Below are 21,163 nucleotides of genomic sequence, written 5' to 3' on the forward strand. Positions count from 1 at the left end.
TCAGCGACAAGTGCCACGCGCCACGGTGCCGCCACGGTGTGTGACGGCACCGTGGCGGCATGCGCGGAAAGAAATCATCCTAGGCCGCCAAGCCCGGCAGCGCCCCACCCTACCGGGATGGGGCATGCACCGCATGTCAGTCCTCGGGTGCCAGCTCGAGCACCTCGCGAAAGCGCCGCGCGGCCAGCATCTCGTCCACATCGCGGCCGTAGCCGACATAGACGCGCAGGCCCGCCAGGCCCGAGCCCGGGAACTGCTGCAGGATGTGGTCGAGCGGCACCGACTGGGTTTCGCTGGCCAACTGCACACCGCTGGCCACGGCCGGCACCGGCCAGCCCAGCGGGCCCCACCGGCCCTGCGCATCGCGCTGCAGCCAGGTACTGCCCCCGGCGAGCAGGTAGACATTGCTGCCCGCTGGCGTACCCGCGCTGCCAAACACGTCCCCGCCGAACGACAGGCTGCGCAGGTTGCCCTCGAGCCGCGTCTTCACACGGAACGGCGGGCGCTTTGGCGTTGCCACATTGGGCGTCGCAGGGGCCAGATCCAGGTCGGCCGTGCCGGCCTCATCGACCACCGGCACGGGCTCGGCAGCATTGGTGTAGGTGCCCGAGCCCAGTTGTCCGCCCAGCCCCTTGCCCCAGGCCCAGACCGTGCCGTCGACCAACCGCAAGTGCACCGTGCCTTCGCGCTCGCCATCGACGCTGATGGACACTTCGCGCACGGGCGCATGCAGGCGGAACAGCTGGCCCAGGTGCCCGTTGAACATCCGGCCGCGACAGAAGGCGGCACCATCGTCCAGCACGGCGCAGAAGTTGTAGTCACTGGTATGGATGGAGACCGCCTTGTCCGGCAGGGGCAGCACGAAGGGCGCCTTCACCGCGGGACTGAGCAAATGCTCCTGGGCGGTGTCGCGCCCTCCCAGCCCGAAGCCGTGAGAGCCCCAGTACCAGACGGAGCCCGAGGCATCGAGCGCAAAGAAACCGCCGACCCGGGTGACCGCTACCTGGGCGATGGTCGATGGCAGGCCGCTGACCTGGGTGGGAACGAATGCCTTGGGAACACCGGCCGAGGCGCTGGTCCATATGCCCCGCGTCCACACCGTTCCATCCACGCCCACCAGCAGGCCGCCCCGCGCGGCGATATCCCGCACGGCGGGCAGCCCCGTGGAGCGCGGGACCATGGCCGGGCGCAGGTCCTGCGCCGTGGCGCCCTGCTCCACCGGGGTCGTGCTCCAGACGTTGCCGCTGGCATCCAGCCCCATCCACAACTCGTTGTCCACGGCCAGCTTCACGAAGGCAACGGGCGCATCCACCAGCGAGGGCAGCGGCAGCATCGCGGGCCACCGAACCCTGTCCTGGCTGCCGTAGCGCGGGTCCCCCGAGCCCCAGCGGAACACCCTGCCGTCCTTGAGCAGCGTATAGCTGCCGTTGGATTGCGTATGGACGCTGGCCGCCGGGCCGGGCAGCGCCACCTTGTGCGGGCTGGAGGACGAGTCCAGATCGCCATCGGCCACGCCGTGGTGCAGCCGGGCATTGGTGCCGCGCACATGGAGCCGGCCATCGCGGGTGATGTACATCAGCCCGGGCAGGTAGGCATCGGGCCCGGAAGAATAGGCGCCCGCCTCGACCACGCCGGAGGCCACCTGCGCCACGGTGTAGGTGGTATGGCTGCTGTCCCGGTAAGTCCACAGCCAAAGGTCCCCGCCTTGCGTCCATCCGTAGTAGAACGCCTGCTTGCTCACATCGATGGTCTTGGACCGTGCCTGGTCCACATAGCTGAGCACGACGCCCAGGTTGCGTAGTTCGTCGGGCCCGGTGTAGGCGGCATCCATCACGCGCTGCGCGTCGGCGGACTGGGCCGGGGGGCAGAAATCCTTCCACATCGGCCAAAGTCCTTCGAAGCCGCCCGTGATGAACTCCGAACCCCATGCCCAGTACCGGCCATCGCGATCCTGCGCGTAGACCAGGGAATGGGGAGGGTTGCGGCCGTACATGTTGCCGTAGGTCTGGTCCGTGAGACTGAAGCGGCGGATCGGCGGCACGCCACGCATCGCCACCGGCCCGCTCAGCGCTGGCGAGCCGGTGCAGGGCACGCCCTCGCCCCAGGCCCACACCACTCCCTGGTCATCCAGCCCGGCCGAGGTGGAGCCCTCCTGCATCAGCGCGGTGAGCCGCGCGGGAATGGCGGCAGACTGCACGGGCTGCGCCTGCACCGCACCGGACGGCAATGGCCCCCACCACCAGGGCTGACCGTTGCGGTCGATCAGGGTCGACGGGTACAGATCACCGCCGTTGTAGGTGATCTGCGCTGCATTGCGGAAAATGACCTGCGGCGTGGCGCGGTCGGTCAGCGAGCCATCGCCCAGTTGCCCCTTGCGATTGGTGCCCCAGCTCCAGACATTGCTCTCGTCATCCAGCACCAGGGCATGGGTAGCGCTGGTCTTGAGGGACACTGCCTTGGCGGGCAGCGGGATCACCCGATCCGCATCGCTGTACGCGGTACGCCCCTGCCCCAGCTGCCCCTGGCGGTTGTCCCCCCAGGCCAGCACGCTGCCGTCGGCCGTGAGGGCTAAGCTGTGGCGTGCGCCGGTGGCGATGGTCTGGGCCGGTGCGGAGCTGGCGGCCAGGGCCAACAGCAGGCCGGCGATGGATGGCAGGATACGGAGTTGCATGCGGTGGTCCTGGCGAAGGGCGGGTAGCGGTTGTGGCGTATGCGTGCGTGCGCTGCGTTCAGTCTTCGGGCGCCAGCTCCAGCACCTCGCGAAAGCGCCGGGCGGACAGCATTTCCTGCGCATCACGCCCCTGGCCCACGAACACCCGCACGCCGGCCAGGCCCGTGCCTGAGAACTGCGGCAGGATGGCCAGGGGAGTCGACTGGGCTTCGCTGCCCAGCGGCACGTTGCTGGCTGCGGCGGGCACCGTTGCGCGCAACGGGCCCCACTGGCCCTGCCCATCGAGCTGCACCCAGGTGCGCAGGTCTGCGGTAGCGAAGGCGTAGAGGTTGCCGGCACCCAGGCCCGCGCTGCCGAACACATCGGCGTCGAAAGACAGCGTGCGCAGGTTGCCCGCCAGGCGGGTCTTCATGCGGAACGGCGGGCGGCTGGCCGTGGGCACATTGGGCGTGGCAGGGGCCAGGTCCAGGTCGCCGGTGCCCGCCTCGTTGTTCACGGGCGTGGGCTCTGCGGCATTGGCAAAGGTGCCGTTGCCCAACTGCCCGTAGCGCCCCCGACCCCAGGCCCAGACGGTGCCGTCCGCCAGGCGGAAATGCACGCTTCCCTCCCGCTCGTCGGCGATGAGCCCCTGGCCCCTTTCCGCCAAGCCGATCGACAGCTCCTGGATGGGGGCATGCAGGCGAAAGGCCCTTCCCACATGCTCGTTGAACATCCGGCCATAGCACTGGGCCGAGCCGTCCACCAGGACTGCGCAGAACCCCTCGTCATTGGCGTTGGTGTGGATGGACACCGCCTTGTGCGGCAGCGGTAGCAGGTAGGGCTCGTTCACGACCAGGTCAATGCCCAGCTGCGCTGCCGAGCGCCCGCCAAGGCCGTAGGCATGCTGTCCCCAGAACCAGACGCCTCCCGAGGCATCGAGCGCATACGACGACCGGCCCACCGAGGCCACCTGCACAATGGAGAGCGGTAAGCCCAGAACCTTTCTGGGCACGCGCATCTGGGAGAAATATTCGTCCAGACCAGGCCGGGGCGCAGGCGGCGGCGGGAACACGCCGGCCGAGGAGCCCATGGTCCAGACCGATCCATCCACGCCCAGGATGCTGGCCAGGCTCCCGCCGTTGGCGGTCCCGCCCAAGGATATGGCCCGTGCAACGGGCAGGCCATTGGCGCGGCTGACCATGGTCGGTCGCAGCACACCGGAGGCTTGCGGGCCGGAGCCCCATTCATCTGAACTCCAGACACCGCCATCGGTGTCCAAAGCCAGCCACCGGCCTTGCGCCACTGCGATCCTGGCGATGGCAAAGGGCAGCGCCACCGGCGATGGCCGCTCGGGAACGGCATACCAGCCGATGTCGCTGAACCGGTCCAGTTGCCCGGCACCGGCGCCCCAGGCGAGCAGGGTCCCGTCCTTGAGCAGGGCATAGCTGCCGGTTCCATTGGCATGCACGCTCACTGCTGCGAAAGGAAGTTGGACTTTCTGCGGGCTGGAGACCGCATCCGCCCCGTCTGCCTCCGCACGGGCAATACCCAGGTGCAGGTTGTAGTTGGTGCCCTTGGCGTAGACCTTTCCGTCCCGGGTGACGTAGATCAGGCCCAGCGCGCCTTCGCGCTCCCGGGTCGAATAGCGGCTGGCGTCCGCCACGTTGGAGGCCTCGCGGCGCAGCGTCATGCCCGGCGGGGCGTTGTACTCGTCACGCCACTGCCACAGCTCGCCATCCGCCGTGATGCCCAGCGTGGTCCAGGCGTGGGACGCTTGCGCCTGCGCAGAGTCCGAGGTGATGAAACGCTCAATGACCGTGCCCGCGCGCACCAGTTCGGAATGGGCCTTCGGTGTGTAGGGCTCCCTGGGATCGTCCTGCGGGCTCCGGACAGGGGGACACAGGGTGTTGAGGTACCAAGGCATTCCGATGCCGAAGGTGGGCCCCGGTCCAGGCCCGAAGCCGGCTTCTCCGCCCCACTTCCACGCACGGCCGCTGGTGTCGACCGCCTCCGCGCGCGAAAAGAGTGTCCGCACTCCTTCCGGCCATACGGCGCTCAGCTGGATGTAAAAGCGCTCGATGGGCGGCAAGCCCGCCATGGCGACCGGCCCGCTGGGCCCTGTCGAGGCGGCGCACGGCACGTATTCCCCCCAGGCCCAGATCACGCCCTTGTCGTCGAGGCCCGCGGTGGTGGGCCCGTACTGCCCCACCGAGACCAGGCGCGCTGGCACCTGCGCGGCCCGGGTGGGCACCAGCACCTCGCCCCCTGCGTACATCGGCCCCCACCACCAGGGCTGCCCGTCCTTGTCGATCACGAAGCTGGGGGAGGACGACCCGCCGTTGATGGTGATCCTGGCCGCATTGCGGAACACGATGCGCGGCGTGGGCCGGTCGGTGCGCGTGCCGTCGCCCAGCTCGCCGCGGCGGTTGGTGCCCCAGCTCCAGACGTTGCCCTGGTCGTCCAGCACCAGGGCGCTGGTGGAACTGGCCTGCACGGCCACGGCCTTGGCGGGCAAGGCGATCTCGCGCGCGGTGGGCACATACAGGGTTGTGCCGGCCCCGCGCTGCGCCAGCCGGTTGTCGCCCCAGGCCAGCACGCTGCCGTCGGCCTGGAGTGCCAGGCCGTGGCGCGCGCCGGTGGCGATGGTCTGCGCGTGCACCGCGCTGGTGGATGAGGCCCAGCCCGCCAGCAGTGCAGGCAGCAGACAGGCCAAACCCCGACGCCAGGGTGGTGTCGCCATGGTGATCCTTCCTCTCTCTTGTGTTATCGGGCCATTGTGGTGCGGCGGCCCCGGGGCACAGGTGATACCCGTCACGTTCAAAAGCCCATAAAACACACCGTTACAACGCGGCCGGAAACAGGTCGATCCCTTGCCGCAGCAGTGCCTCCCGCATGCCACCGCCCATAATCACAGGCCATGACGACCACAACGACAACGACCACCTCCCCCTCCCCTGTCCCCCACAGCGCATCACACGACGCCGGCAGCATCACCCGCGTGCCCGGTATCGAGGTCGGCCACTTCACCGACCCGCGCCGGCCCACGGGCTGCACCATGGTCATGGCGCGCGAAGGCGCGGTGGGCGGCGTGGATGTGCGCGGCGCTGCGCCCGGCACGCGCGAGACGGACCTGCTGGACCCCTCGAACCTGGTGGAAAAGGTGCACGGCATCATGCTGGCGGGCGGCAGCTCGTGGGGGCTGGACGCGGCCAGCGGCGCGGTGCGCTGGCTGGAGGAGCGCGGCATCGGCTTCGACGTGGTGGTGGGCCGCCTGCCCCTGGTGCCCAGCGCCGTGCTGTTCGACCTGCTGGTGGGCGACATGCGCATCCGCCCCGATGCAGCGGCGGGCTACGCCGCGTGCGAGGCCGCCTCGCGCGCCGACCCGGCCGAGGGCAATGTGGGCGCGGGCACGGGCGCGGCCGTGGGCAAGATCTTCGGCATCCAGAACGCGATGAAGGGCGGCATCGGCACGGCATCGGTCACCGTGGATGGTGTCACCGTGGGCGCGCTGATCGCCTGCAACGCCCTGGGCGATGTGATCGACCCCGACACCGCCCAGGTGATCGCCGGCGCCCGCACCGACGATGGCCGCCAGCTGCGCGACACGCGCCGCGCCCTGCTGCGCGGGGAGCCGCCCAGGCCGCTGCTGGCCGGCACCAACACCACCATCGGCGTCATCGCTACCGATGCCACCATCACCAAGGCCCAGGCCCACCGCCTGGCCGTGGCCGCGCACGACGGCCTGGCGCGTAGCATCAACCCGGTGCACACCATGTCCGACGGCGACACGCTGTTCACCCTGGGCACAGGCGTGGCGGGCAAGAACCCGGGGATGATGGTGCTCTCGACCATGGCAGCCGAGGCGACGGCGATCGCCACGGCGCGGGCCGTGCGCGCGGCGCGCTCGGTCACGACGGCGGAGGGGTTGCACCTGCCCTGTGCGGCCGATCTGGTCTGAACAGCCGGTTACGCTGGGGTCAGCGGGCAGAAGCCCGGAATGCCTTGCGGTAGCGCCGCAGGTTTCTGGCCTTAGGCCCTGTTGGATACTGGCTCAACGCTATGGAGCAGCCCACCTTGGCCACGGCTGCAATCAGCTCAGCGGGAAACGTGTCAGACTGGACAATGACACTGCGCATTGCAATGCCGAAGTCCACGCGAGCCGACTCCACGCCTTCGACCCGGCGCATGGCCTGCAACGCCTGGCAATGGTCGTTGAGAAACTGGATTGCGTCCGCCTGCTGCGCCTCCAGCTCCTCGAACTCCGCATCGCTGATCCGCAGCGTGACGCCGGAAGTGGTTGCCAATCGGCTGCTCGGCCGCGAGCTCAAAGGCTCTCCACGCCGCCAGGCACTGACAGGCTCCACCGGGCACAGCGCAAGCAACTGCTCGACATTCGCGTCAGGTCCGATGAAAGCAAGCATGCAGCCCATGTGTCTTAAGTCCGATCACTCTGGCAGACCACACTGCCACTGTCGCTACCGCTGGGCTCCTTCACGTCTGACCTGCCCATGGTCTTTTGCTCCCTGTCGATTCCTCGCACGGGCTCAGCTTACCGCGACCGGGCGGCTGTGCACGGTCGCAATTGCATTCCAGTACCAGTAGAAAAAGCCGCCCTTCGTCTGCAGCAGCGTGTGCGTGGTAATGCTGTTCTGGTGGATATCACCCCAGCAAGCGCGCGCCGAGTTGCGGTTGTTGTGCAGGTCAACCACGGCCGCCGGGTCGCTGCTGGCCGGCTTGGGCGGCACATACAGCGCGCTGCCGCGCGGCACCCACAGGTCGGCCAGGCGTATCTTGCCCAGCGCAGGCCAGTAGCGGCCCACCGAGATCACCAGCGGCTGGGTGGGGTCGGTGGAGGCGAACACATGCGGAAAATCATGGTGCTCCAGGTCGGTGCAGACCACGCTGAGCAAGGCGTCGCTCGTGCCCTGGTAGGGCGACCAGTGGCCGGCGAACACACCGTATTCGTACTCCACCTGCTGCAGTTCGGTGACCGGGCTTTCGATCCGCACGGCCTGCCCGGGCTCCACCAGGGTGATGCCAAAGGCCGCCGCGATGCTGCGCGTGGCCCACAGGGGTGCAAACACCACCTCCTCGGCCGCAAAGCCCAGCTGCGTCTCCACCCCATAGGGCGGATTGGATGCCACGCCCAGCACGTCGGCCACCAGGTACTCGTTGCCCACGGCCAGGGCCGGGTCGGTGGCGGCCGGCACGAGCGGCGTGACATCCGCAGGCGCCTCGCTCAGGTAGACCGGCATGCCGCCATCGTTGAAGAAGAACGGGGTCTTGGCGGTATCGACCTGGGTTTCGTAGATGTCCTTGATGAACAGCGGGGCGTCGAGGTGGGATCCGGGCATCGGTGGGACGTTCCTTCTGGGCGGGGCTTGGGTGTAGGGTCGTTTTGGCTGCAAAAACCATGCCCCTCTCCAGGCATGGCCCTACTCCTTGCACTATAGCGGCCCCGGATGACGGCCCTGGGGCATCGGGCCCCTGTGTTGGCCATCAGTGCGGGTCGCGCCAGTACCAGAACAGGGCCACCTCCCGGGTCTCAGGCGCAAGCGCCCGGTACAGGCCGCCGTCGAAGCCCTCCAGCCGGAACCCGCAGGCCGCGTACAAGCGGCACGCCGCCACGTTGTTGTTCTGCGTTTCCAGCGTGACACCCACCAACTGCTGCGCACGCGACCAGGCGATCGCATGCTCCACCAAGGCCCGGGCCACGCCCTTGCGGCGAAAGGCCTGGCCGACCACCAGGTCGTCGATGCTGGCGTAGCCGTTCCAGTGGCGCGACAGGACGATCTCGCCTGCCGGCTGCCCGCCCCAGTACGCAACGACGCAGTGGCAGGCCTCGCCCTCGCCCTGCCCTGCGGCGCCCTCCTCGTTCGCATAGGTCTTCACATACGGCGCGACGCGGGCCGCGTCGTAGCCGATCCGGCCGTCCGCGAGGCGCAGCACCAACTCACCTTCGACCACAAAGCTACGGTCGCGTGCAGTCCATGCGGGTGCCTGGCCTGGCGGGCACTGTGCAATGTGCAGCCCGTCGACGCGGCCCCCAAGGGGGCTCTCTTCCTTCGCGACCATGGTTTTCCTTCAACAACGCAAACGCAACATACTTGCATTAAAAATACAGACGCGACAGAATATCCGACGCGAATGTGCCAACCTTCAAATCCCTTTCGGGCCCAGGCATTCGCTCCACGGAACACAGGCACCGTCATGCTCTTCGACCCTCTCACCTACGCCACCTTTGTCGCCGCCAGCGCGGCGCTGATTCTGGTGCCGGGCCCGGCCCAGGCGCTGGTGCTGGCCAACACCCTGACGGGCGGGCGCCGCGCGGGCGCACTCACGGCGGTGGGCCTCAATGTGGGCACACTGGCCCATGCGGCCGCTGCGGCACTGGGCCTATCGGCGCTGCTGGCCACCTCGGCGCTGGCGTTCGCGGTGGTGAAGTACGTCGGTGCGGCCTACCTGATCTACCTGGGCATCCAGGCGCTGCGCTCGCGATCTCGCAAGGAGCCATCCACAGCGAAAGCAACCTCCAGCCCCGCCAACAAGGCGCCGCTCACGCAGGCCATCCTGGCCGGCACGCTCAACCCCAAGGTGGCGCTGTTCTTCCTGGCGTTCCTGCCCCAGTTCGTGGATCCGGCACGCGGCCCGGTGGTGGTGCAGATGCTGGTCCTGGGTGCCACCATGGCGGTGATGGACACGCTGTACGAGCTGGCTCTTGTCTCGGTGCTCTACCGCATGCGCGACCGACTGGTGGGCAACCGGGGCTTCATGGCCTGGCAGTCGCGCATCTCGGGCGTGATTCTGATCGGGCTGGGGTTGCGGTTGGCGGCGCAGCAGCGATAGCCACGGCCGCAGTCACGGCTCCGTGCCTTCACTCACCCGGCGGTAGGTAACCTCGCGGCCCTCGCGGTTGTCCTTGCCGGTGAAATCGGTGCGGGTCAGCGATGTGAGTTGGTAGGTGGCGTAGCGGATGCCCCCGCCCGAGAACTGGCGGCCGCCCTGCTGCAGATAGCGGCGCTTGAAATTGGTGCCGTCGTAGCTCCATTCCCCACCGAAATGCTCGCTTTCCGTACGACCGCCCGGTGCCACGAATTTCGCACGTTCGGTGAATTTCCCGTCCTGGCCCAGCGCAACGACCACGCGCACCCTGGCCCCCTCGGACTCGACTTCGCGCAGCCAGGTGCCGACCAGCCGGCCCCGGGTGTCCTCGATGCGGGCACTCTGCGCGTCGTCGCAAGCGCACAGGGGCAACAAGGAGACCAAGGCCAGGGCGAGCACAGGTGTCTTCATAGGCTCGGCATCATAGACAGGTGGGCACTGTCGGCCGAACGCAGGCAGCGCCGGCCCAGGTTGGCACCTAGTGGGGGTGCTCCGCGAACTGCCGGGCCTCGTCACAGATGCCCACCCAGTGCGGCTTTTCTTTGACGAATTCATGGAACTGGTTGGCCAGCTCCAATTCGCTGTCGAAGCAATTGGCAGCGACAGGGAAGGCATTGCCGGCCGACGTGACCTCGCCCAGCGAGGTGCCGCAACGCGTGCAGAAGCAGCGCTTGTACTGGTAGGGTGCCGGCGGCTCGTAGGTGGTGATGCAATCGGCCCCCGAGACCAGCGTGAACGCCTCGCGCTCGACGAACACGAAGGTGCTGGCGCCGAGCTTGCGGCAGCGCGTGCAATGGCAGGTGCCCATCATGGTGGGCGGACGGGACAGCGTGAACCGGACGGACCCGCAGCAGCAGCTACCTTGGAGCATGGTTGGCCTTTCGTTGAAAACCAATACTGTATTTAAATACAGTATTGATGGCAAGAGGCCTGCTACTGCGCCGTGCCCCGGCTCAACGCCCGAGTTTCGCCCGGAGCCTGTCCAGCCCCTGGCGCGCCAAGGCGCCCGTGCGCTGCGCGCCCTGCTGGACTTGTTCGGCGGTGGGCAGCGCGTCCTGCGCTGCACGGGTGGCGCTGCGCAAGGTCTCGGCCGCCTGGCCCGTCAGCTCGCCGCCGCGCTTCTTCAATTCGTCCACCTGCTGGGCAGTAGGCATCTGGTCCTTGGTCCAGCTGGCAGCCTTGCCTACAACGCCCGCAATCTGCCCTGGCAATTCGGTACCACGCATTCTGAGTTCCTCCATCTGCTGCACGGTTGGCAGCTGTTCCTTGGTCCATGTGGCGGCCTTGCCGGCCGCGCCAGCCACCTGGCCGCCATAGTGGCCCGCATGCTCCCGGGCCCGGGTCCAGGCCTTGGCCACCTCGCCCGGCGGCGGGGTCTGCAGGGTCTGCTGCACCTGGGCCAGCAACTGCTGCTCGGGCTCGGCCAGCGCCGCCCCGCCGGCCTGCAGCATCTGCGCCAGAAAGGTCCCCATCTCGGCCGCAATGACCTGGTGGTTGCAGTCCGGGTTGGCATGCAGAAAGGCGGCCAGTTCACGCGCCAGCTCCTGGGGCGAGGCATCGGCCAGGCCGGGCTCGATCGCGGCCATGGCCTGCGCGACAAAACGATCATCCAGCCCCCACTCGTCCACCAGGTGTGCGGCCAGGAAGGCGTGCCGCGGCGGCGGCACCACGCCATCGGCCGCCGCAGCCAGCCGCAGCGATAGCGGCGCGATCAGGTCGAACAGCGCCAGACCCAGGGTGTCCAGCGGCGTGTTGAGACAGCGCGGAATCTCGATGACCCGGCTGCCCTTGGAATGGCCGAGCCAGCGGTACATACCATAGCAGGCGCCGCCCGAGGCCAGCGCCGCCAGCGCCACCCAGCCCACCGGCGTGGCCGCCGCGCCCACGCCCAGCGCCCCCACCAAGCCCGATGGCGCAAAGAATGCCGATGCCACCAGGCTGGACTTGGCGACGGCCGCCCCGGCGCCGGCTGCGCCCAGCACGTCCCAGAGCTCGCGGCCCCGGTTCACCATGCGCAGCGAGGCATACGCGTTCTCGCCGATGGCCAGCTTGGCCTTGAAGCGCAGCGGCTCGGCTACGACGCACTCGACACCGTCCAGGCCCGAAGCGGCCTGCGGCACGGCCTGGGGTTCCACCTTGGCGATCTCGCTCACTCTGCAACTCCTGTTGTGGTCATCGCCTGGAATGATCGCATGGGCCTGCCCAAAGAGCCAAGCCAGGTTCCACGGAAAGCCGCAGGGACACTGCCGCTTCGCTCAGCTGCCGGTGGAGGCGTAGTGCCGCACGCCCACCCGCCAGGCGCCGAAGGCCGCCGCCAGGAACACGAAGCCCGCCAGTGGCGACACCAGCCCCACCCACGCGGGTGCACCCAGCGGGTCGGCCTTGCCCAGGATGGCCAGCACCGGGTAGTAGGCGACGCAGGCCAGCGGCACGGCAAACGTCAGCACGCGGCGGAACCACTGCGCGTACAGGGCCAGCGGGTACTGCGCCGCCTGCACGCCGCCGTAGGTCAGCACATTGGCGATCTCCAGGCTCTCCACCGTCCAGAACGAGAGCGTGCCCTGCAGCACCAGGATGCCCAGGAACAGCGCCACACCGCCCGCCAGCGCCCACAGCGCAATGGCCACGGTGGCAGGCGTCCAGGCGATGCCGGCCTGCACCGTGGCAAAGCCCAGCACCAGCAGCCCCTGCGCCAGCCGGCCCAGGCGGCTGATGCGACAGTCGTGCCCCATCAGCTGCAGCGCCAGGGGCCGGGGGCGCAGCAGCAGGCGGTCGAAGTTGCCGGTGCGCAAAAACTCCGTGCCCAGTACGTCGAAGCCGCGCCCCAGCGCATCGGCCACGGCGAACATGCAGTTCACCAACCCATAGAACAGCGCCACCTCGCCAATGCCCCAGCCCTGCACCTCGCCGAAGCGGTGGAACAGCGCCCACACCCCGACCACCTCGATGCCCGTGGCCAGGAACTGGCCCAGCGTGAGCATCAGCGCCGAGGCCGGGTAGCGCGCCTGCCCGGCCAGCGAGGAGCGCACAAGGCGGGCGAATAGTGCCAGCGATCCCATGTCAGCTTCCCTGGACTTCGAGGCGGCGCATGGTGAGCCCCATGGCAGCGCGGCCCAGCACCACCAGCAGCACGATCCAGGCGCCCTGCAGCGCCAGGCCGCCCAGCGCCTGCATACCCGCGAACTGCCCGAAGTAGATGCGCGCCGGGATGTCCATCACCCCCGCCAGCGGCTGCAGCAGCAGCGCCGTCTGCCAGGCATCGGGCAGCAGCACCAGCGGCAGCAGGTTGCCCGAGAACACGATGACCACCGGGCCTGCCAGCGCGTTGATACCGCGTTCGTTGAGCGCTGCCACGGCGGCGATGTTGAGCAGCGTGACCAGCGCGGTGGACAGCAGCAGCGCGAGCAGTGCCGACGCGGCAAACGCCAGGCTGGCCGCCACGCCGGCCGGCGGTTGCCAGGCCCAGGCGCCCAGCCCCAGCAGGGGCAGCGCCACGCCGGCAAAGGCCAGCATCAGCGCCAGGCGCGGCAGCACGCGCGCGGCGATCCACCCGGCCGAGCGCACGAACCACAGCGTGTACGCATCCACCGGCCGCATGCGGTCGTAGGCGATGGAGCCGCTGCGCACGGCCTGCGCCACCTCGGGGTCGCCCAGCCAGGGCAGCAGCGCCAGCAGCCCCTGGGCCAGCCAGGTGTAGGTGATGGCCTGGGCCAGCGACATGGGTGCCCCGGCCGCGCCCCCGGCACTGCCGGCATAGAAGGCGGCCAGCACCATCACCTTGATGCCGCCCCACCAGCACTGCGTGGCAAAGCCCGCGTACGCCGCCGTGCGGTACTGCAGCATCTGCAGAAAGCGCGAAGCGAACGCAGCCCTATACGGACGCAGCCGTTCGTGCAGGGGCATGGCGGCATCCATCTTCTGCATGCGGATCACGCTTCGGTGGCGCTGTGCATCGCGTAAAAGCGCGCGATGACGGCCTCGATGGCCATGTCCTCGGCATCCGCATCGGCGTCGATGTCCTGGGCCAGGCCCTCGGCCACACGGCGCGCGGCCATGACCTGGGCGCGCAGCGCGTCCACCGGCCCGTCGGCCAGCACGCGCCCGTGGCCGATCACGATCACGCGCTGGGCCAGCGCCTCGATGTCGTGCATGTCGTGCGTGGTGAGCAGCACCGTGGTGCCGCGCTCGCGGTTGGCGCGCAGCACGAAATCGCGCACGGCCAGTTTGGAGGGTGCATCGAGCCCGATGGTGGGCTCGTCCAGGAACAGGATGTCCGGCTCGTGCAGCAGCGCTGCCGCGATCTCGGCGCGCATGCGCTGGCCCAGTGAGAGCTGGCGCACGGGCTGGTCGAGCAGGCGCTCCAGGTGCAGCAGCGCCACCAGCTCGTCGCGCGTGCGCGCCAGGCGCACCGGGTCCACCCGGTAGATATCGCCCAGCAGACGGAAACCGTCGCCCACCGGCAGGTCCCACCACAGCTGGGTGCGCTGGCCGAACACCACGCCGATGTGCGCCACGTGGCGCTCGCGGTCGGCAAACGGGTCGCGGCCATTGACCTCCACCCGCCCGCCATCGGGCCGAAGGATGCCCGCCAGGATCTTGATGGTGGTGGACTTGCCCGCCCCGTTGGGCCCGATGAAGCCCAGCAGCTCGCCGCGCTCCAGCGCGAAGGACACGCCCGCCAGCGCCTCCACCGTGCGATGGCGCGGCCGCACCAGCGCGCGCAAGGCCCCGCGCACGCCCGGGTCGCGCTCGTGGATGCGGTAGGTCTTGCGCAACTGGTCGACGAGGATCTGCGGCATGGCGGGTGGGGGCTGCGCGGTGGAAGGGGGGCGGATTCTACGGGATGCCGGCGCGGCCCCCGCCCCGTCACCCCCCGAAATCGAGCTGCAGGTACTTTGGCGCCAGCGCCTGCAAAAATGACCGCGCATCGCCCAACTGGCCCGCCGACAGGGCCCCGGTCAGCCCCCCACCCGCGGCCAGGATGCGCCCCACCGCCTGCGCGGCCAAGGGCCCAGTGATGGCGTAGATGTCCTGCCCGCTGGCGCTGGCGCGGCGCGCTTCGCCGCCGCGGCGCGCCACCACCTCGACCAGGAAGCGCTGGGCCGAGCGGCCCGATGCGTCCACCGCCACGGGTGGAGGCGTATCGGCGGCGCGCAGCTCGGTAAGCGGGGTCTCGTTCATCCAGGCCGGCACGTCGGGCACGCGGATGTGGTGGGCGATGGTGACGGCATCGGCGCTGGAAAAGCCCACCACGCCCTGCTCGCCGAACGGCGCGGCAAAGGCCCAGGTCTTGCGCGGTGCCACGGCGGGCGGCGCCTGGAACTGGCCATGGGCATACACCAAGTGCCGGCCCGCATTGCGCACGCCGGTCTTGCGCGTGCCCTCGGTGGGGTGCCAGCTGTCCAGGGCGATGTGCACCTCGATGGCATCGGCATCGGGCCAGTCACCGAGGACGCTGGTGGCCAGCAGGTCGCCCACGGCGCCGTAGAAGGCCACGGCCGGTGCAGCGCACAGACCGGAGGCGCTGAAGCGCTCGCCCCACTGCCCGAAGACCTCGCGCGCCGTGGGCTGCTCGGCCGACACGTCCACATAGTGCACGCCAGCCTGCAGCGCGGCCTGCAGCAGCTGGGGCGCACTGTCGGCAAAGGGGCCGGCGCAATTCACCACCAGCGCACTTTCGGCCAGCAGGGCCGCGAGGGCAGCGGCATCGCCGTCGAGCCCCTGCACGCGCAGCTGGTCCGCCGGCGCATCGGGGAAGGCGGCCTGCAGCTTGCCCAGATCGCGCCCGGCCAGCAGCGCGGCATGGCCTTGTTCGCGCAGCGCCTGCACCACGAAGCGCCCGGTGTGCCCGGCGGCGCCGTAGACCAGCACAGGGCGGGCAGACGCGTGTGAAGAAGAAGAGGAAGGGAGGGAGGTGTTTGCAGCCACGATACAGACCTGTACGTTTTGTTGAAGGTAGCGCGATGCTACATACAGGTCTGTATCGTGTCAACACGGAATATGGGACAATGCCGGCATGAGCCCTACCGCCGCCCGCAAGACCACCGCAGCCAGTACGCCAGCCGCCGCCCCCGCCGCGGCACCGCCAGCGCCGGCGGGCGACGTGCAGCAGCGCATCCTCGACACGGCCTGCCAGCTGTTCTATGCCGAGGGCGTGCGCGCCGTGGGGATCGACCTGATCATCGAGCGCGCACAGATCGCCAAGACCAGCCTGTACCGCTACTACCGCACCAAGGACGACCTCGTAGCCGCCTTCCTGGAACGCGAGGACAGGGAGTTCTGGCAGCAATGGGACGAGGCCGCCAATACGCATGCCCCGGATGCGGCGGCCGAGCTCGACGCCCTGCTCGCCTGGGTGGGCGAGCGTGTGGCCCGCCCCGGCTACCGCGGCTGCCCGCAGCTCAACGTGGCGGCGGAGTTTGCCGACCCGGCCCACCCGGCGCGCGCCATATCGGCCGCGCACCGGCTGGAGCAAAAGCGGCGCCTGGCCGCCCTGTGCAAGCGCATGGGGCTGAAGAAGCCCGAGGTCACGGCCTCGCAGCTCTCCCTGCTGGTCGATGGCGCGTTCAGCAGCGGCTCGCTGCTGCTGGGCGATAGTGCGGGCAAGGTGCTGCGGGCTGCAGGGCGCGCGCTGGTCGAAGCGGCAGGCTGAGTCCCCATTGCACCATATCGGGCACGCCGCATGGAGCGCGGCAGGGCCAGCGCACCGGCTGCCTGGGGTCGCTGCATGGGAGTTTTGCCACAGTGGCAATCGCCCGCTTGTTGCCAGCCCGCCGATGGACAAGAATGGACTGGCGACAGCCTCGGCCCCGGTTGCCGCTCCCAGGCACTTGGCCGCCACAGGACACACCCATGCTCAAGCGCATCAGCATCCAGCACCTTACCTTGGGCATGTATGTGCATGATTTCTGCGGCTCCTGGATGGACCACCCATTCTGGCGGGCGAAGTTCGTCTTGAAAGAGCCCAAGGACCTTGCGCGCATCAAGGCCGCGTCCATCAAAGAGGTCTGGATCGATACCACCAAGGGCCTGGACGTGGCGGCCGGTGTGCGCTCCGTATCGCGCGAGGAGGCCGACTTCCAGGTGGAGACCGACTTCGGCATGCTTGACAAGCTGCCGCCCCTGCAGGTGGATCCCCCCTCTCCGCCCTCGCCTCCCCCTGCTCCACGGCGCGCGCGTGGCCGGGTTGCCGCCAGCATGCACAGCGAACTGCAGGCAGCCGCCTCGATCTGCGGCGAGGCCAAGCAGGCCATGGTCTCCATGTTCAGCGAGGCGCGCATGGGCAAGGCGGTCAACGCGGAGAGCGCCCGCAGCCTGGTCGAAGAAATTTCGGATTCGGTCACCCGCAACCCGGGCGCCCTGATCAGCCTGGCCCGCCTGAAGACAGCGGACGACTACACCTACATGCACTCGGTGGCGGTTTGCGCGTTGATGGTGGCACTGGCCAGGCAGATCAACCTCAACGAGGAGCACAGGCGCGTGGCCGGCATGGCCGGGCTGCTGCACGACCTGGGCAAGGCGGCCATACCGCTGACCGTGCTCAACAAGCCGGGCAAGCTCACGGATGAGGAGTTTGCCGTGGTGCAGAGCCACCCCGTGCGGGGCTACCTCATGCTGCAGGAAGGCGGCAGCGTGGAAGATGCGGTGCTTGATGCCTGCCGCCACCACCACGAGAAGGTGGATGGCTCGGGCTACCCCGATAAACTCAAGGGCGAGCAGATCACCCTGATCGCGCGCATGACGGCCATCTGCGATGTGTACGACGCCATCACTTCCGACCGCCCCTACAAGCGCGGCTGGGACCCGGCGGAGTCGCTGCGCCGCATGGCCGAGTGGACCAAGGGGCATTTTGACCCACGCCTCTTCCAGGCGTTCGTCAAGAGCATCGGCATCTACCCTGTGGGCTCGCTGGTGCGGCTGACCTCCGGGCGCATCGGCGTGGTAACCGAGCAGGGCCAGCAGTCGCTGACTTCGCCCAAGGTGAAGGTCTTCTTTTCGACCAAGTCGGACATGCGCATTCCGCCAGCGGTCATCGATCTGGCCGACCCGCAATGCACAGAGAAGATCGTGGCCCGCGAGGACCCGGACCAATGGAAGTTTCCGGACCTCCATGAGCTCTGGTCGGGCCTCCCCTTGCCCGCTCGCTGAAACGGACGAAGACCGTGGCCCGCCGCGCCGCCCATCCAGCACCCAGAGGATCTGAAATATTGGCATGCCCGTGGGGCTGCATCCGATCTTGACCAGTCAAAGCTCGAACGACTGCCGGTACTCGGGTACGGTGCAATTCCAGCCGTAGGTCTCCTCGATGGCCAAGCGCATCGCATCAGCAGCCACAGGCTCTCCGTGGGTCACAAAGACGCGGCGCGGTGAATGCTGCACACCAAGCCAGTCGAGCAGTTGGCGGCGGTCCGCGTGCGCAGAAAACTGTTGCAGGTTGGCCACCCCCGCCCGTACCTTCACGTACGCACCATGGATCTTGATGGCGTCTGCGCCGTCTACCAGGGCCTGGCCCCGGGTCCCCGCGGCCTGGAAACCCGCAAAAAGGATCGAGTTCTTTCGGTCTGGTGCATAGGCTTTCAGGTGGTGCAGCACCCTGCCGCCGGTGGCCATGCCGCTGGCGGAAACGATGATGGAGGGATAGCTCAGGCTGTTGAGCCGGCGTGACTCCTCTACCGTGTTGACGATGGTCGTCTGCACGCTCATCGCCTCGCACTCGATTGCCCCCAACCGATGTTCGTCCGAATGGTTCTTGTACAGGCCGGTGACGTCCGCTGCCATCGGGCTGTTGAGGTAGACCGGAAGGTCCGGAATGCGCCGCGCTGCCTTGAGCAACTGGATGGCATGGATCAAGGTCTGCGCCCGACCCACGGCAAATGCGGGTGCGACAACGATGCCGCCCCGGGCTGCCGTGCGGTTGATGACGCAGGCGAGCTCGACGAGCCCATCCTCGTCGGGATGCTGGCGGTTGCCGTAGGTGGACTCGACCACCAAGTAGTCTGCCTTTTCGACGGTTTGCGGCGGCCGCATGAGGAGGTCATCGCTTCGCCCCACATCGCCCGAAAACAGCAGACTCCCTCCTTCCCAGGCGATGCGCGCGCTGGCGGCCCCGAGGATGTGACCCGCACGCTGCAGCCGCCAAGACCAGCCGTTCCAGGGCGAGCATTCGTTACCGAAGGGGATCTCCTCAAACGCCTCGAGTGCAGCACGGGCGTCCTCCTGGGTATACAGCGGCAGCGAAGGCTTGTGTCTGGAGTGACCATGGCGATTGGCATACTCTGCGTCCTCTTCCTGCAGCCAACCCGAATCGGGCAGCAGCAATCGGCAAAGCTCGCGCGTGGCCGCTGTGCAATACACCTTTCCGCGAAATCCTGATTTCACCAACCGCGGCACATAGCCACTGTGGTCCAGGTGCGCATGGGTGAGCAAAACGGCATCGATGCTGGCAGCGTCCACCGGCAACGGATCCCAGTTGTGAAGCCTCAGTTGCTTGAGCCCCTGGAAAAGGCCGCAGTCGACCAACAGCCGGCGCCCATGGTGGGTCAGCAGGTATTTCGAACCGGTGACGGTTCCGGTTCCGCCCAGAAAGTCGATGCGCATGCTTGTCTCCGCTCTGCGTGGTGGTCCGCGGCTTTGGACGACGCACGCCCAAGCCCTGCCGTGCCCACACCTTAGGCCCGTTGGCCCTCGACACCATTGACCTGGGTCAATGGAAGACGGGCCCTGGATTGCTCCCGTGATTGATCTGCCTCAATGGGAACGGGGCCAGGACGCGCACCATGGGCCATGTCCATCAAGGAGTTGCCATGCCATTTCTTCAAAGCAATGTCGGGGTTTGGGACCGGGCCACGAGGCTGGCTGCGGGTGTGCTGCTGATCAGCCTGGCGGCCATGGGAGCCATTGGCCCCTGGGGTTACATCGGTTTCGTGCTGCTTGTCACAGGCGTCATGGGAACCTGCCCGATCTACTCCCTGATCGACTTCAGCACCTTCAAGCGCCAAAAGCCATAATGGGCCACACCATGACTCCCCGTCTATGGATCATTGGCGCACTGGGCCTGGTGTGCGCGGCGGCCGCACTATGGCTGGTGGTACGGATGTTCGTGGCGTGGATCACCTTCGATTGACCAGGCGCCATCGAGGGACTGGCAGGTTGAACATTGAATCACCCCAACACGGTCCACCACGCCGTGAGCGATGCGAGGGCCAGGCTGCACGCCAGGGCCCCCGCGATGCGTGCGGCGAACCATTTGCCACCCGCTACGGCGGCCACCACGCAACGCGTCAACGTGTTGGCAGCGATGGCCACCAGCACGCCTGCGATCCAGTGATCGGCTGACACACGGCCGGCGGCATGCAGCGCGGCCAGCGCGGCGATGGAGGCGTGGGGATCGAGCAGCGCCGCCAGCGCCACGCCGATGCTGCCGGCCGTGTCGCCCAGATGGCGCTGGGCGTTTCCCACCAGCAAGGTCACCCCGGCAAGTACCAGCGCGACCAGAATGGCCTCGCGGGGGCGCAAGGCCGAGCCCTTGCGGTCCGGCAGCGCCTCGGGAGGGGTCACCGCGGCATGGCGGACAAGCGCTGCGCCGAAGGCAGCCGCCCCCACCGCCCCGGCAAACGCGCTGGGCAGCAGCGCCCACGCGGCACCGGGCGAGAGCGCCGCCGACAGCATCAACGCCTGCAGCCAGGTGGCGGACGCCGAGACCGCGCCGCTCCCTGCCAGGACCGACAACTGCTGTGGCTGGGTACGGGCCCGGCTGCCCAGCGACGCAATGCACGCCGTGCTGGAGACAAAGCCCGACACGAGGCCTGCCAGCAGCGGCCCGCCGCGCGGCCCCAGCCTGCGCAGCGCGACCTGGCCGCCAGCCTGCATCGCCAGGATCAGCAGCACCATTGCGGCCAGCGGGCGGGGATTGATGCCGCCCAGGATGTCCATCGGACGAGTTGGAACCAGCGGCAAGAGGATCAGCGCCAGGGCAACCAGGAGCAATCCGTCATGCAACTCCTGCTCGCTGAGCAGCTCGGTCGCGAACCGGTGCAGGTGGCTGCGCGCCGCCAGCAGCGCAGCCAGACCCGCCCCACAGGCGGCGCCCAGCGCCGGCGCGATGGCAGCTTGCACACCGATAAGATAGGTCGCGAACAGGGCCATCTCCGTGGTCACACCCGGGTCTTTGGTACGGCTTTTGAAGTAGGCAATCGCCACCAACACGGCGACAAGCAGCGCGCCCACCACCACCAGGCCCGGCACCGGCAGGCTTTGCGCCAACGCCCCGCAGACCGCCGCAACGGCAAAGCTGCGCACACCCGCCACGTCGCGGTCGTCGCCTTGCCCCTTGCGCCGTTCGCGCTCGGTGCCGATGAGCAGGCCGACACCCAGCGCCACGGCCAGACCAAGGGCCGGGAGCACCGCTGCCTGGCTGCTGGCACTGGAATCCATCGGACACCTTTCTTGATTGCCATGAAACGCGCAACAGCACACATCCTTCAAGGCCAGGGGCCGCGCGTGCAGGATATCAATCATCTTCGCGAGCCACGCGCCGGAGGAACTTGATAAGGATCAAGAAACAGCGCATCGCCGCCGCGCGGCTCCCCTGCCCCAGCGACACCGAGCACCCCGATGGAAAAACAACCAGCT

General features: G+C 68.5%; 19 protein-coding genes. 5 read left to right on the plus strand and 14 right to left on the minus strand.

Annotated elements, in window-relative coordinates; genetic code table 11:
• Positions 1–136: 136 nt before the first annotated feature.
• Entirely contained in the window at positions 137–2,671 is a 2,535-nt protein-coding gene (locus AC07PA_RS26330) for an RCC1 domain-containing protein (RefSeq protein ID WP_494607863.1), read from the minus strand.
• 58 nt (positions 2,672–2,729) lie between these two features.
• Positions 2,730–5,390: an RCC1 domain-containing protein gene (locus tag AC07PA_RS26335; protein WP_494607861.1), complete on the minus strand. Its 2,661-nt coding sequence runs from the start codon at positions 5,388–5,390 to the stop codon at positions 2,730–2,732.
• Between the two features lie 177 nt (positions 5,391–5,567).
• On the opposite strand from AC07PA_RS26335, the gene AC07PA_RS26340 reads away from it, so the two are divergent.
• Positions 5,568–6,608 carry a P1 family peptidase gene (locus AC07PA_RS26340; RefSeq protein ID WP_494607859.1) on the plus strand — a complete coding sequence of 347 codons (1,041 nt, stop codon included), beginning with the start codon at positions 5,568–5,570 and terminating at the stop codon, positions 6,606–6,608.
• A 19-nt stretch (positions 6,609–6,627) separates the two neighbouring features.
• Here the strand turns inward: AC07PA_RS26340 and AC07PA_RS26345 are convergent, their stop codons facing one another.
• From AC07PA_RS26345 to AC07PA_RS26355, 3 genes are all read right to left on the minus strand, one after another.
• Positions 6,628–7,071, minus strand: a complete 444-nt coding sequence (locus tag AC07PA_RS26345) for a hypothetical protein (RefSeq protein ID WP_494607857.1) — start codon at positions 7,069–7,071, stop codon at positions 6,628–6,630.
• Between the two features lie 123 nt (positions 7,072–7,194).
• Positions 7,195–8,004 (minus strand): hypothetical protein, encoded by an 810-nt coding sequence (locus AC07PA_RS26350; protein ID WP_494607855.1) that lies wholly within the window; start codon positions 8,002–8,004, stop codon positions 7,195–7,197.
• A 145-nt stretch (positions 8,005–8,149) separates the two neighbouring features.
• Entirely contained in the window at positions 8,150–8,599 is a 450-nt protein-coding gene (locus AC07PA_RS26355; protein ID WP_494607853.1) for a GNAT family N-acetyltransferase, read from the minus strand.
• Positions 8,600–8,860: 261 nt separating this feature from the next.
• On the opposite strand from AC07PA_RS26355, the gene AC07PA_RS26360 reads away from it, so the two are divergent.
• Positions 8,861–9,496 carry a LysE family translocator gene (locus AC07PA_RS26360; protein ID WP_494607852.1) on the plus strand — a complete coding sequence of 212 codons (636 nt, stop codon included), beginning with the start codon at positions 8,861–8,863 and terminating at the stop codon, positions 9,494–9,496.
• A gap of 12 nt (positions 9,497–9,508) precedes the next feature.
• Here the strand turns inward: AC07PA_RS26360 and AC07PA_RS26365 are convergent, their stop codons facing one another.
• The 7 genes from AC07PA_RS26365 to AC07PA_RS26395 all read right to left on the minus strand — a co-directional run bounded on the left by AC07PA_RS26365 (position 9,509) and on the right by AC07PA_RS26395 (position 15,460).
• Positions 9,509–9,943: a hypothetical protein gene (locus tag AC07PA_RS26365; protein WP_494607850.1), complete on the minus strand. Its 435-nt coding sequence runs from the start codon at positions 9,941–9,943 to the stop codon at positions 9,509–9,511.
• 67 nt (positions 9,944–10,010) lie between these two features.
• Positions 10,011–10,403 (minus strand): GFA family protein, encoded by a 393-nt coding sequence (locus tag AC07PA_RS26370; RefSeq protein WP_494607848.1) that lies wholly within the window; start codon positions 10,401–10,403, stop codon positions 10,011–10,013.
• 82 nt (positions 10,404–10,485) lie between these two features.
• Complete coding sequence (locus AC07PA_RS26375) at positions 10,486–11,685, minus strand: hypothetical protein (RefSeq protein WP_494607846.1); 1,200 nt, start codon at positions 11,683–11,685, stop codon at positions 10,486–10,488.
• 102 nt (positions 11,686–11,787) lie between these two features.
• Positions 11,788–12,591: an ABC transporter permease gene (locus AC07PA_RS26380; RefSeq protein WP_494607844.1), complete on the minus strand. Its 804-nt coding sequence runs from the start codon at positions 12,589–12,591 to the stop codon at positions 11,788–11,790.
• 1 nt (position 12,592) lies between these two features.
• Positions 12,593–13,435, minus strand: a complete 843-nt coding sequence (locus AC07PA_RS26385; RefSeq protein ID WP_494608069.1) for an ABC transporter permease — start codon at positions 13,433–13,435, stop codon at positions 12,593–12,595.
• Positions 13,436–13,461: 26 nt separating this feature from the next.
• The gene (locus AC07PA_RS26390) at positions 13,462–14,331 is read right to left on the minus strand and encodes an ABC transporter ATP-binding protein (RefSeq protein ID WP_494607842.1); all 870 of its coding nucleotides are present in this window, start codon (positions 14,329–14,331) and stop codon (positions 13,462–13,464) included.
• A gap of 67 nt (positions 14,332–14,398) precedes the next feature.
• A complete protein-coding gene (locus AC07PA_RS26395; protein WP_494607840.1) occupies positions 14,399–15,460 on the minus strand; it encodes a saccharopine dehydrogenase NADP-binding domain-containing protein in 1,062 nt (353 codons plus the stop codon).
• Positions 15,461–15,548: 88 nt separating this feature from the next.
• On the opposite strand from AC07PA_RS26395, the gene AC07PA_RS26400 reads away from it, so the two are divergent.
• Positions 15,549–16,184, plus strand: coding sequence for a TetR/AcrR family transcriptional regulator (locus tag AC07PA_RS26400; RefSeq protein ID WP_145697925.1), 636 nt, complete (start codon positions 15,549–15,551; stop codon positions 16,182–16,184).
• A 200-nt stretch (positions 16,185–16,384) separates the two neighbouring features.
• Complete coding sequence (locus AC07PA_RS26405; protein WP_145697924.1) at positions 16,385–17,680, plus strand: HD-GYP domain-containing protein; 1,296 nt, start codon at positions 16,385–16,387, stop codon at positions 17,678–17,680.
• A gap of 96 nt (positions 17,681–17,776) precedes the next feature.
• Here the strand turns inward: AC07PA_RS26405 and AC07PA_RS26410 are convergent, their stop codons facing one another.
• On the minus strand, positions 17,777–19,129 hold the full coding sequence (locus tag AC07PA_RS26410) for an MBL fold metallo-hydrolase RNA specificity domain-containing protein (RefSeq protein WP_494607837.1): 1,353 nt from the start codon (positions 19,127–19,129) through the stop codon (positions 17,777–17,779).
• Positions 19,130–19,335: 206 nt separating this feature from the next.
• Here AC07PA_RS26410 and AC07PA_RS26415 point away from each other — a divergent pair, with 206 nt between their 5' ends.
• Positions 19,336–19,539: a YgaP family membrane protein gene (locus AC07PA_RS26415; RefSeq protein WP_007848550.1), complete on the plus strand. Its 204-nt coding sequence runs from the start codon at positions 19,336–19,338 to the stop codon at positions 19,537–19,539.
• Positions 19,540–19,693: 154 nt separating this feature from the next.
• Here the strand turns inward: AC07PA_RS26415 and AC07PA_RS26420 are convergent, their stop codons facing one another.
• Complete coding sequence (locus AC07PA_RS26420; protein ID WP_007848557.1) at positions 19,694–20,965, minus strand: MgtC/SapB family protein; 1,272 nt, start codon at positions 20,963–20,965, stop codon at positions 19,694–19,696.
• Positions 20,966–21,163 lie beyond the last annotated feature (198 nt).

The organism is Acidovorax sp. GW821-FHT09B03, assembly GCF_059418305.1.